Annotated in this window: 10 protein-coding genes; 5 read left to right on the top strand and 5 right to left on the bottom strand. The window is 61.7% G+C overall.

Going from position 1 to position 12639, the window contains the following annotated elements; all coding sequences use genetic code 11:
• Positions 1-140: 140 nt before the first annotated feature.
• The 3 genes from DBR16_RS08085 to DBR16_RS08075 all read left to right on the top strand — a co-directional run bounded on the left by DBR16_RS08085 (position 141) and on the right by DBR16_RS08075 (position 3079).
• On the top strand, positions 141-1022 hold the full coding sequence (locus tag DBR16_RS08085) for a DUF3667 domain-containing protein (protein ID WP_109260765.1): 882 nt from the start codon (positions 141-143) through the stop codon (positions 1020-1022).
• Positions 1019-2011, top strand: coding sequence for an NADP-dependent oxidoreductase (locus DBR16_RS08080; RefSeq protein WP_109260764.1), 993 nt, complete (start codon positions 1019-1021; stop codon positions 2009-2011). The genes DBR16_RS08085 and DBR16_RS08080 overlap by 4 nt, the downstream gene beginning before the upstream one ends.
• Positions 2012-2086: 75 nt before the next feature.
• Entirely contained in the window at positions 2087-3079 is a 993-nt protein-coding gene (locus DBR16_RS08075; protein ID WP_109260763.1) for a hypothetical protein, read from the top strand.
• Here DBR16_RS08075 and DBR16_RS13995 read toward each other — a convergent pair.
• Positions 3066-3227, bottom strand: a complete 162-nt coding sequence (locus tag DBR16_RS13995; RefSeq protein ID WP_161539446.1) for a hypothetical protein — start codon at positions 3225-3227, stop codon at positions 3066-3068. The genes DBR16_RS08075 and DBR16_RS13995 overlap by 14 nt on opposite strands.
• A 249-nt stretch (positions 3228-3476) precedes the next feature.
• Between DBR16_RS13995 and DBR16_RS08065 the strand changes: the two genes are divergently transcribed.
• Both DBR16_RS08065 and DBR16_RS08060 read left to right on the top strand, forming a co-directional pair.
• Entirely contained in the window at positions 3477-3743 is a 267-nt protein-coding gene (locus DBR16_RS08065) for an HU family DNA-binding protein (protein ID WP_109260761.1), read from the top strand.
• Positions 3744-3847: 104 nt separating this feature from the next.
• The gene (locus DBR16_RS08060; protein WP_109260760.1) at positions 3848-5674 is read left to right on the top strand and encodes an ABCB family ABC transporter ATP-binding protein/permease; all 1827 of its coding nucleotides are present in this window, start codon (positions 3848-3850) and stop codon (positions 5672-5674) included.
• Positions 5675-5690: 16 nt separating this feature from the next.
• Here the strand turns inward: DBR16_RS08060 and DBR16_RS08055 are convergent, their stop codons facing one another.
• The 4 genes from DBR16_RS08055 to DBR16_RS08040 form a co-directional block, all read right to left on the bottom strand.
• Positions 5691-6044 (bottom strand): lipoprotein, encoded by a 354-nt coding sequence (locus tag DBR16_RS08055; protein ID WP_109260759.1) that lies wholly within the window; start codon positions 6042-6044, stop codon positions 5691-5693.
• A 312-nt stretch (positions 6045-6356) separates the two neighbouring features.
• Complete coding sequence (locus tag DBR16_RS08050; RefSeq protein WP_109260758.1) at positions 6357-8231, bottom strand: vWA domain-containing protein; 1875 nt, start codon at positions 8229-8231, stop codon at positions 6357-6359.
• Positions 8232-8289: 58 nt separating this feature from the next.
• The gene (locus DBR16_RS08045) at positions 8290-11493 is read right to left on the bottom strand and encodes an efflux RND transporter permease subunit (RefSeq protein ID WP_109260757.1); all 3204 of its coding nucleotides are present in this window, start codon (positions 11491-11493) and stop codon (positions 8290-8292) included.
• On the bottom strand, positions 11490-12557 hold the full coding sequence (locus DBR16_RS08040) for an efflux RND transporter periplasmic adaptor subunit (protein ID WP_161539445.1): 1068 nt from the start codon (positions 12555-12557) through the stop codon (positions 11490-11492). Before DBR16_RS08040 ends, DBR16_RS08045 begins: the two co-directional genes overlap by 4 nt.
• Positions 12558-12639 lie beyond the last annotated feature (82 nt).

Genomic DNA, 12639 nt, shown 5'->3' with positions numbered 1-12639 from the left:
GCGCGCTGACTAGCAGGCAAGTCCTTACCGGCAAGGAAATGCCGCAGTGGCGGGCTTCACCAATTGTTGCCGGACTTTTCCGTGCTTCGCCTCTTGTGAGAATCGGCGTGCAGGCTAGGTTAGTCGAAGAGGGAGACCCAATGAGCGATCCGAACCAACCGGATGATGCGCGCCCGTCACGCGCGGATGTCGATGATGTGGCTGATGCCGCGATTGGTGTGGACACGCGCATTTTCCGGACAATCTGGGATACATTCCTCCGCACACCGCGCGTCGTGGAAGCGGCCTATGCCGGTGACCGCGAAAAATATGTGCCGATCATTCGTTTTTTCCTGGTGCTGTTCGGGCTGCAATTTGCTTTGATGGCATTTGCAGATATGCCGACAGGCATGTCGCTCGAGGCGCTCGAGGCGTCACCGGAGACCAGCGCCGCAATTGAAATATGGCTGGAAGCCGGTCCGGATTGCCAGGCGCGATTGACGCCGCTCGACGCCAGTGATCCCGGTTATGCTGCCAACCGCGCCGAAGCGATGCAGGCCTGCCGGGCCGAGGTCGACCTCACACTCGACCGGATGTCGTCGTTGACCTCCATGCCGCTGGCTTTCTTGTCCACTCTACCCTTTCTGTTGTTGTTGAAGTTTTATTATTGGCGGCGTTCGTTTTTCGGACATGCTCTGGCTTATCTGGCAGCCACCAATGCGTCCTACATAATGGTTTTGCCATTTTTTCTGATCGTTGCGTTCGCTTCCGGAACCGCGCTTTTCTGGGCAGGGTTTGTCGTCTCGATCATCTGGTATTTCGTGGCCATGGGGCGCCTGCTGCATCGTTTTTATTCCCAAAACCTGTTAATCGTTGCGCTTCAACTTCTTGGCCAGCTCGCGGCATTGCCGATCATGTTCGTCATTCTTGCCGTTGTTCAATTATGGCTCACGCATCTGGCGCTGGGCATAGGCCATGATCTTTCACTAATTGATCTGATGGCACTTGATGCCGGAAATAACCCAGAGGACCTCGCCGTATGATATCCCGTGAAATCCACCTGACTGCCTATCCCAAGACCGAGCCGACCGCCGAGCATTTCAAAATGGCGGAGACCGACATCGGCTCACCCGGCGAGGGGCAGGTGCTGGTGGCCAACCGTTTCCTGTCGGTCGATCCCTATATGCGGGGCCGCATGAGCGGTGTGCGCACCTATATCGACCCGTTCACTCTGGACGCGCCCATGGACGGCGGCGCCGTCGGACAGGTGGTGGAAAGCCATCACCCCGGCTTCAAGGAAGGCGACTGGGTCAATTCCATGAATGGCTGGCGCGAGGCCTATATCTCCGACGGCAAGGGGCTGAACAAGCTCGATACCACCCACATCGCGCCCGAGGATTATCTGGGCATTGCCGGGCTGACCGGCATGACCGCCTATGTCGGGCTGAAGCGGATGATCGATCTGCAGGCCGGCGAGAGCATCTGGGTTTCCGCCGGGGCGGGCGCCGTCGGTTCCGCCGCGATCCAGTTTTCAAAAGCCATGGGCGCGAAAGTCGTGGCCACGGCGGGCGGTCAGGACAAGGCCGACTACTGTCTCTCCATCGGGGCCGATGCGGCGGTGGATTACAAGGCGGCCGAACGTCTGGACAAGGCGGTAGCCAAGGCCATTGGCGGCGGTGTGGATGCCTATTTCGAGAATGTCGGTGGCACACACTGGACGGCGGCGCTGGAAGTGCTGAAGCCGAAAGGCCGGATTGCCGCCTGCGGCATGATCCAGCGCTATAATGACCCGGGCGCAAAAATCACTGACAACCTCACCTATATCGTCGGCAAGTCATTGCGGATACAGGGCTTTATTGTTTCGGACCATTTCGACCTGCTGCCTGCCTTTATCGGCGATCTCGGCAAGTGGATGGCCGAGGGCAAGGTGAAACCGCGCAACACCATTGTCGAGGGTATCGAGAATATGCCTGAAGCCTTCATGGGGCTGTTCTCCGGCGCCAATACCGGAAAGATGCTGGTGAAGGTTTAGGCATCAGACTGCCATTGCATCCAGAACAGGCGTTATGTGCATCGTGTGAGTGGAAAGCACACGAGGTGATTGGACATGACACGAATTTTTCTGGCGTTCTTTGCCTTTTTGCTGGCGTCGAGTCCCGTTCTGGGCGAGGCCGAAATCCATTTCGACGATCTGCGGCTGTTTGCCGAAGCGTTGGAAGCGATTGATGCCGGCGAAGCGCCGCTGACAGCCTTCGAGCGCTATGTTGATGAAGCAAGTCCGGCCTTTCACGCTTTCGCAGAGCGATACGGCACGACAGCGGAGTCGATTGCCGCGGCATTCGAGGCACGGCCGAATTACTACCGCACTCTGCCAAGCTTGGAAGCCTATATCATGTCGCGGGAAGGAGAGCTGAATGCGGCCATTGAAAGACTGTCATCCACTGCGCCTGCCGGGCAGGTTGCGCCGATCTTTTTCCTCGTTGCCGACCAGACAGCAGGCGGGACGCCGGTACGCGTCAACGGGCCCGACGGTCCTGCGGTCCATATCGCCATTGCCATCGATGCCATCGCTTTAACAGATGAGACCGACCTATCGGAATTCCCCAATGGTACTGGTGGAAGGGCGCGCGCCAGCGACCTGCCGCAAGTGGCAGTGCATGAAGACGCACACGTCCTGCAGATGTGGTCGCAGGGCGGAATCGAGAATTACCTATCCATCTACAATCCGGACAACGGGAACATGCTGGCGGTCGCGGTGCGCGAAGGCTGCGCGGAATATGTGACTTATCTGGCGTCCGGCTGGCGTCTCGGTGATCGGCACATTTACGGAGAAGCCAATGAGTTGGCGCTCTGGTCAGAGTTCGAGGCTGTGATGGATGCGCCACCTTTTTCCGCGCCGGGCTGGTTTTCCGGACGTCATCCGGACCACACGGATTGGCCGGCGCAGATCGGCTATTGGATGGGTTTCCGGATTTGTGAGCATCATCATCAGAGCGCCGCAAACCCGGATGCGGCGATCCACGATCTCTTCACCTTGCACTCGCCGGAAGAACTCCGACCGCTGGCCGAAGCCTATGGCGCGTCGCTTAGCGGGAATTGATGTTGGCGCGCCGCGCCACGACACCGAGCACATAGCCACCGGCGATGGCACCGGCGAGTTCCGGCCAGGGGCCATCGAGGCCAAGGGCTTTCAGCAAGGCGAATCCGGCGATGGCGGCGAGAATCGGCGCGGGAATCAGCCGAATCATCTGCATCGCACGGGCGGGATCGAAGTGTGGGTCATTGCGGTTCATAATGATTTGTTAACCGCAAAAGCCGTGCCGGACTGCAAAAAACCGTGAAAAAGCGCCGGAATCCCTTGCTGCAACAGCGAAATCCAGAGGTTTGGCCTTGCTTTATGGTTCGCCTGCGTCCTCAATTGGGCCGTCAACAGTTCTGTTGCGCCCTGCAGGCATTCGCCGAAGGGCACTAATTCAACACTCTGGGGGAGACCCAAAATGAATAAATCAGATCTCGCCAAGGCCGTCGCTGACTCCACCGGCATGTCCAAGGCACAAGCCGGTGAAGCCGTCGACGCCACGATCGAAGCCATCGTTGGTGCCGTCAAAGGCAAGGACAATGTCCAGCTCGCCGGTTTCGGCACCTTCTATGCCAAGCATCGTGAAGCCCGCCAGGTTCGCAATCCGCGTACCGGCGAGACCATGATGTCCAAAGCCAAGACGTCGGCGGCTTTCCGCCCGGCGGCTGGCCTGAAAGATATCTAGGCCGGTTTCCAACTCCGGTTGAAGAAACGCCGTCCGGACATCTCCGGGCGGCGTTTTCTTTTGGCACTCTGGCTATTGGCCGGCTTTCACCCTATCTGACGCAAATGGCCGACACTGACACACCGCCTCCGCAGGGTGATTTTGGCAAGGCGCTAGGGCGGCTCTTCCAGCTCCTCCTGTCCGACGAGATGCGCCGCTGGCGGCCGCGCATGGCGTTGGCGCTGGGTCTGACACTGATCGCCAAGATATTCGCCGTGATGGCCCCTGTGGCCTTTGGCGAGGGCGTGAATGCGATCACCCAACGGACCGCCGATACAGCGATCTGGGGTTTCATCCTCGCCTTCACCCTCTATGCCGGTGCCCGCTTTCTGAGCGTGGGCGCGCCGCAATTGCGCGATGCCTTCTTTGCACCGGTCAGCCAGGATGCCCAGCGCCTGACCGCGGTGCGCGCCTTCGGCCATGTGCAGCGCCTGTCGATCGGCTATCACCAGACCAAGCGCACCGGGGCGCTCAGCCGGATCATTGATCGCGGGGCGCGGGCGATTGATTTCTTCCTGCGCTTCTTTGTCTTCAATATCGGCCCGACCGTGGTGGAATTGCTGCTGGCGGCTTCGGTCATGGGCATTGCCTATGGCTGGGAGTTTCCCGTCATCGCGATTGTGACCGTGGCCGCCTATGCGCTGTCGACCCTGGCGGTGACGGAATGGCGGGTGAAGCTGCGCCGCGACATGAATGAGGCCGACAATGAGGCCAGCGCGCGGGCCGTCGATGCTTTGATGAATTTCGAAACGGTCAAATCCTTTGCCGCCGAGCGCCGCGAAACCGACCGGTATGACGAGGCGTTGACGCGTTATGCGCATGCCGCATCGCGGTCGATGAGTTCGCTCGCCTTTCTCAACGGCCTGCAGGCGCTGGTCATGAATCTCGGCCTGCTGGCGATGGCGGTCACTGCCGGGTGGAAAGCCTGGAATGGTGTGCTGCAAGCCGGCGATATTGCCGCCGTGACACTGATCCTGATGAATATCTATCAGCCGTTGAATATTCTTGGCTGGGCGTATCGTGAAATCCGCCAGGCGGCCGTCGATATGGAGCGCCTGTTCGAAACCCTCGCCATCCAGCCCGATGTCGCGGATGCGCCGGGTGCGATCGCGCTGGAAGACCGGGGCGGGGCGGTTGAATTCCGCGATGTCAGTTTTGCCCATGATGGCCGCGACCGGTCGATTGATGGGCTCAGCTTTGCGCTGGCTCCGGGCAGTTTCACCGGTGTTTGCGGGCCGTCCGGTGCCGGAAAATCCACACTGCTGAAGCTCCTGTTCCGCTTCTATGATCCGGCGTCAGGCCAGATCCTGATCGATGGACAGGATGTCAGATCGGTGACCCAGGACTCGCTACGCGCACGGCTGGGTCTGGTGCCGCAGGATGTGGTCCTGTTCAATGATACGCTGCGGGCGAATATCCAGTATGGCGATCCCGCGGCCGATGACGCCGCGCTGATGGAAGCGGCGGAACGGGCGCGCCTGGGTGATTTCATCCGGAACCTGCCCGATGGTCTGGAGACGCGGGTGGGCGAGCGCGGCCTGAAACTCTCCGGCGGTGAAAAACAGCGCGTCGGCGTGGCGCGGGCGATCCTTAAGAATCCGCGTCTGCTCATCCTGGATGAAGCCACCTCCGCGCTCGATTCGGAAACCGAGCGGGAGGTGCAGGTGGCACTCGCCGAAGCGGCGAAGGGAAGGACAACGCTGGCGGTGGCGCACCGCCTGTCGACGATTGCCGGGGCGGACCAGATCCTGGTGCTGGACGCCGGCCGGATTGCCGAGCGCGGCACGCATGCGGAACTGCTGGCCCGAGACGGGCTCTATGCCCAGATGTGGCGGCGTCAGGCCGAAGCGGCATCGGAATCGGGCGCTGCTGCATCCGTCCCGCCGGGCTGAGTGTTGCCCGGCCCGATCAGTCGTGGACTGTATATCGGACGCCACCGCCTGCCCGGACCTGCATGCGCTGACGGGCTTCCGCACCGGCACGGCCAGCGAGGACGTCCCAGCAGCCCGCTGAAACGGTGAAGCGGTAGGACCGCCCGCTCTGGATCGCCATGCCTTGCGGCAAGCGATTGAGGCCATAGGTAGAGTGATTGCAATTGGAAATAAGGACTGCGGTCACGGGCAGCCGGGACCGGTTGACGACTTCGATAATGCCGGTCGGCTCGCCGGGCCGGATCAGCGGTCCCCCGGAGATATAGCTGGCGCAGCCTGAAAGGCTGAGCAAAAAGAGGGCGGCACCTATGCTGCGAAGAAAGCGGTTCATTATTGACTCCCGTGACCGGGCAAGCGCTCAGATGCGCGCCTGCCACTATTGCCCCCGGAAAATGTCCTGAACAGCATCAGACTGACTATAACCCGTTCGGGGGAGGTCTGGCACAGCACAGGTGCCATGAAATGGATGCATTCGTTCCGCGATGGCTGACGTGCTATTCGGCATCGGTGCCTGTTCACTGATTTCTAAGTCAGTCTAAAGACGCCAACCGTCTGCTTGCCGACCCTTCGAATCGCGAAACCGGGTTCCGACCCTGTTTTTTCGGGTACAGCTTTTTCGCTGAAGCCGCTGGGACCCGCCCGGCTAGTCCAGCCCGACCGTTGTCACTTCCTCTGAAAGAATGGTGGCGCTGACTTCGCGGTCACCGCCGACAATACGATAAGCGCCAGCTGGCAAGGTGATGGGATCGCCGCCGGTCAGGCCCGAGGCGACGGTCTCGCCCTCCGCATTGATGACGTCAAACCGGGTTGCGACTGCGCGGGTCATGGCCTCGGCGAGACCGCCGGCATCCACGGCGCTGAAATAGCTGCCATCGCCAGCCGCGGCCCAGCTTTCAAATGTCTGTTCCAGTTCCGCATCATCAATGGCAAAACCGACGATATTGACCCTTATATCCCAGCCGAGATCCCGAAGCGCGGCTATTTCACTGGCGGCGTCTCCGTCGCAGGTTTCCTCGCCATCGGTGAGGACGACCAGAATGCGCTGGCCGGATGCGCCGGCCAGATCGGAGCGCACCCGGGCGATGGACGCGCCGATGGGGGTACGGGCCAGATTCATGGCATTCACTCCCGCGATGGTGGACGTTACTGCTGCGGCATTGAGCGGGCCGAGCGGAATTTCCAGATCGGTGCGGCAACTGTCGGCTTCGCGATGCCCGAATACGCGCAGGGCGAACCCTGTGCCTTCGGGGATGGTCCCGGTCACCAGATCGGTCAGCGTCGCCTTGGCAATCTCGATCCGCCGTTCGCCATCAATGCGTTGCAGCATGGAGCCGGACGCATCCAGAATGATCTCGACCGCATCGCCCGAGCCAAGGGCCGCCCGGTTCTGGGTGACCACCAATTCGCCCGGCGGGTTGGGGGCAGGGGTGACGCTGAGGGGTTCTGTGTCCATCACCTCGCCGCCGCGCGTCCGGTAGACCAGCGAATAATCACCCACATCTTCGGGCGCGGCGAGCTCGACCACTGGCTCGCTCGGATCAATATAACTGTAGTCGTAACTGTTGCCTTCGGCATCGGCGATGAAAATCATGTCACCGGCATTGCCGGCCCCTTCCCATGCCACATTGAAAAGGAAACGGGCATGGACTTCGCCGGGGCCGTCAATTTCGACGCTGGCTTCAACGATTTCGATGGGTGAGCGGCCTATCACCCGTCCATTGGAGACATAGACCACATCGAATTCGCCACGGGTTTCGCCAACCCGCAGCATGGCGGTGTTGTCCGTGGTGTTCGACACATAGGTATAGGTGCCGATGCCATTGCGCGCTTCGCCGCCCCGGTCGCTGAAAGTCAGCAGGTCTCCGGAATTTTCCGGACCCTCGAATGTGACCTCGATGCGCCCGCCCGCATGGATGGATGCGGGTGCCGTGACCGTTGCGGAGATACGGCCGACTGTTACCGGTGCCCGCGCCAGAATGGTGCTGCCAGTGCGATAGACAACATCATACTCACCAGCATCGGCCGGTGCGCGCAGACTGCGGGAGCCGTCAGCTGTATTCCCGACATAGCCATAGGCGGAACCGCGAATGGACTCACCATCGCGTTCGGCCCATGTGACCAGATCGCCGCGGCTGATCGGGCCGGTCCAGCTCACCTCGATCGATTCTCCGGCACCGGCAGTTGCAGGCGCCGTGATGGTTGCTTCTGCCATGACGACGCGCAGCGGCTGACTGGCGACGACCTCGCCACCATGCGTGAAGACCAGGAGATAATCGCCGGGCTGTTCGGGAGCTTCGATGTTTTCCGGATTCGTCTGAAGGTAGGAATAGGCTACGCGCCGGGCGCCCTCTTCCAGAGGGCGGATTTCGATCATGTTCCCGGAGTCGTCAGCGGCCGTCCATTCGACCTCGATGCTTTGCCGGATATGGGCCTCATCCGGTGCCTGGATGGCATAGTCCTGTGCGGATGCCGCGACGGAAAAAACGGCAAACAGAATGGTCGTGATCAGCGCGCGCATGACAATCTCCCCTGTTAGCGGGAAAAGATTGTCACCAGAAATGGCAAGTTGCCAATGGTTAACTGGCGGGGGCCGTCTCAATCTTGCCGGGATCCGTGCGTGCGGCCTCCTCGTCGGCAAGGTTGAAGAAGCGGGCGATCCGCAGCGGCACGCCGAGGAAAACCGGTGTCAGGACGAGCGTCAACAAGGTGGCAAAGCCCAACCCCCAGACCACGGCGCTGGAGAGCTGCACCCACCATTCCGATGACGGGCCGCCTATGCCGATGACGCCGGTGCCGAAATTGGCATTGATCTGGAACACCATGGGCAGAAGGCCGAAAATCGTCGTGACCGTGGTCAGCATGACCGGCCGCAGACGCTGGGCCGCCGTACGGATGATGGCGTCGTCGACGCCGAAGCCCGTCTCCCGCAAGCGGTGGAAGGTGTCGATCAGCACGATATTGTTGTTCACGACAATGCCCGCCAACGTCACCACGCCGGTGCCCACAAACAGCACCGAGATGTAGGGAAAGGAGAGCTGGATACCGATCATCACGCCGATGACCGAGAGCACGACCGCCTGCAGGGTCAGGAAGACATGCCAGAAATTGTTGAACTGCCAGAGCAGGATGACGGCCATCATGAACAATGAAGCCAGCATGGCGACGGCGAAGAATTGTCCGGCCTCGGCGGTTTCCTCGTCCGCGCCGCGGAAGCGGATGCCAACATCCGTAGAGATGCGGCCGGCTGCCTGCTCCGCCTCGATCCATGTCCGCAATTCATCGCGCAGGAGATTTGCCGCAAATCCGTCATCGGCATTGGCGCGGATCTCGATCACCCGCATGCCATCCCGGCGATTGATGGAATCGACGCGCTGCCGGGCTTCCCGCGTGACAAAATTGCTCATCGGCACAGCGCCCTCCGGCGTGTTCACCCGCAACTGGTCCAGCGCATCAATGCCGCGATACTCCGCCGGGAAGCGGACCCGGATATCAACTTCCTCGTCCGCATCATCGGGGCGATAGCGGCCGACAAGGGCACCATTGGTCACCAGCTGAACGGCGGCCCCGATCTGTGCCACATCGGCGCCGAACCGCCCGGCCTCCTCACGATCCACCTGCAGCCGCCATTCCAGGCCGGGCAGCGGCAATGTGTCCTCGATATCGACAAGGCCCTGCGTTTCATCGAGCCGGGCGCGGACGGCGCGGGCGGCTTCATCCAGGGCGACGAAATTATTGGACCGTAATTCGACCTGCACATCCTTGCCGACCGGCGGGCCGTTCTCGAAGGGACGGACTTCCGTCACAAGTCCGGGGATATCAGCGACGGCGGCGCGGATATCGGCCAGAATCTCGCGGCCGTCACGACGTTGACCGTGCGGATAGAATTCAATGAAAATCCGGGCCACGGCGTCGGCCGGCGCGCCGGATACGCCGTCATTGAAACTGCCGGACTGGGCGGCGCTTCCGGCCGTGGTGAAATAGCCGCGAATGCCGTCAATCTCGTCAAGGCGCTGTTCGACCTGGACGGCGAGCTGGTATTGCTCGGCCGGTGACAGGTTGCCGCGCGCGCGGACGAAGACATAGACCTGCTCCGGCTCGGTATCGAGGAAGAATTCGGTGCGGTGCGGGGTTGCGCCAAACCAGACGATGGTTCCGGCGACGATGGCCATCGTGACCCCGGCCACCGCCAGCGGGCGCTTGACCAACGAAGAAATCATACGCGCATACATGCCGGTCAAGCCGGGCAACTCGGTCGGGCGGGCGGCGCTTTCCGCGGACAGCATGGCCAGCGTGCCGGGATCGCCCTTCATCGGCTGTTTGCCGATGACGGACCCCAGAGCGGGCAGGAAAACCAGCGCCATGACCAGGGCCGATGACAGAACGAAAATCAGCGTGGTCGGCAGATAGGCCATGTATTGGCCGGGAATGGTGTTCCAGAACAGGAAGGGCAGGAAGGCGGCGAGCGTGGTGCCGGTCGAGGAGACGATCGGCCAGAACATGCGCTTGCCGGCAAGCGCATAGCTTTCGCGCCGCGGCGTGCCTTCTGCCAGCTTCCGGTCGGCGTATTCGACCACGACAATCGCGCCGTCCACCAACAGGCCGACGGCGAGCACCATGGCGAACATCACCATGAAGTTCACCGAATAGCCGAATATGTTCAGGAGCAGGAAGGAGAACATGAAGCTGGAGGGGATGGCGATCCCGACCAGCAGCGCCGAACGCAGGCCGAGTGCTGCGACGACGATGATCATCACCAGAACAATGGCGAGAATGATGGAGCTGGTCAGGCTGTTGAGCGAATCCTGGACATAGGTCGAGACATCCAGCGAGAAGGCGTGCCCGACCGATTCCGGCCAGCTGAAGGAAATCCCGGCCACGGCCTCACGGACTTCTGCCGTCATGTCGATCACATTGGCGCCGGGACGGCGCACGACCTGAAGGGAAAAGGCCGGGCGGCCATTATAGCGCGCGAAGCCGTCGCGATCCTTGAAGGTGCGACGCACTTCAGCCAGATCCGCTAGCGTCACGACGACATCACCATTGCGCGCGACCGGCAGGTTGAGTGCATCCTGCGCGGTTTCGAACAGGCCGGGCACTTTCACCTGGAAGCGCGCATCACCCGTATCCAGCGCCCCGGCCGCCACCAGCTGGTTATTGGCCTGAACGGCGTTGATGACCTGTCCGAAAGTGACGCCATAGGATTCCAGACGCGCCGGATCGACCACGACTTCCAGCAATTCATCGCGGGCGCCGGCCAGATTGGCTTCCAGAACCGAGGGCAGGGCTTCCAGCTCGTCCTGCAGGTTGCGGGCGAGACGGTAGAGCGCGCGTTCCGGCACATCACCGTAGAGCTGGACCACAATGGCCGGGGCCAGCGCGGCATTGACCTCTCTGAGCACGGGTTCGCGGGCATCATCGGGAAATTCGCGGCGGGCGAGGTCGATCGCCTCGCGGACATCGAGAATGGCCTGATCGGCGTCGAAGGTGACATCGAATTCCAGCACCATGGAGCCCGCGCCGAGCTGGCCGGTGGTGTTGAGCTCCTCCAGGCCTTCAATGGCCCGCAATTCGGTTTCGGCCGGACGCAGGATCAGGCGTTCGGCATCTTCGGGTGACAGGCCTTCCAGCGGCACGATGACGCCGACAAAGGGGATCGGCACATCCGGATCGGCCTCTTTCGGTGCGGTGAGGTAGGAGACCAGCCCCGCCATCAGCAGTACGCCGAAAATGACCAGGATCATGCGGACGCGATTGACGGCAAAATCGACGATCGAGGTCATGGCGCGGCCACCGATTCCACGATGGCGCCGTCCTCCACGAAGTCCTGGCCCTGGACAATGACCCTGGCCGGATCCGGCAGGCCGGCCACCCAGCTGCCGCCGGGCGCGTCGGACAGCCATTCGACTTCGACGAATCGCACACGGTCATTGCTGTCGATGATGCGGACGCCGATATGCCCGTCTTCGTTGAGCGCAAGAACGGTGGTCGGCACGAGGTGTGCCCGCTGCGCCGGCAGGGGGATGATGATTTCGGTGGTAATGCCGGACCGCAAGACGCCGTCCGGGTTGGCAATCGATAATTCGGTCCGGAACGTTCTTGTGGCCGGATCGGCTTGATGCGCGATGCGCCGAAGTGTTCCGGTCACGGTTTCTCCGGTAATCAGCTGGGCTTCACCCGTCATCCCCGGTTCCAGCACGCCGACATCGCTTTCCGAGACCTGAGCCACCGCCAGCAATGGATCGAGCTCCAGCACCACGCCGCAGGACGCGCCCGGAGCGAGATAGTCACCGATTTCCGCATCGCGCCGGTCAAACCAGCCGCCGAACGGTGCCCGGATATAGATATTGGCCAATTCCTGCTGCGCCGCTTCGAGACGGGCGCGGGCGCCGTCCCGGGCGGCTTCGAGGGCGGCGACGGAATTCTGGGACCGGTACCCCCGGTCGCTGAGTGTCACCGCGCCTTCATATTCCTGCTGGGCGGCGCGCAGATCGGCGCGGGCCTGGTCAAGCGCAGCCTGGCGGGCATCGACTTCCAGCCGGCAAAGAAGATCACCTTCCTCGACGCGGGCGCCTTCCGGTGCGGGCGCTTCAACGACCCGGCCCCCGGTTTCGGCGCGCACAGAGACCTCGCGCAGGGCCTCTGTCCGGCCCCGCAGCACCAGATAGCCGGGCTGTTCCTCGGCGGTGAAGGTTTCATAGACAACGCGGGGCGCGCGCGACGGGGCCTGGCCATCCTGCGCGGCCTGACCGGCATCGCGATTATTGAAAACCGTTCCGAAGAGAAAGAAGCTTCCGACCAGAATGACAATGACGATGGCTGCGATATACCGGCCGTTGAAGCGCATAGTGGATATCCGTCTGATTCGCCCGCAGGCCATGTTGCAGGTGCGAGATAGGCCGAATCCGACTCAGAATCGAGAGGCAAGC

Origin of the sequence: Hyphobacterium indicum (genome assembly GCF_003129605.1) — a bacterium.
GTDB classification, from domain to species: domain Bacteria; phylum Pseudomonadota; class Alphaproteobacteria; order Caulobacterales; family Maricaulaceae; genus Hyphobacterium; species Hyphobacterium indicum.
The sequence above is the reverse complement of the archived record's forward strand: the minus strand, read 5'-3'. Positions and strand labels throughout refer to the sequence as shown.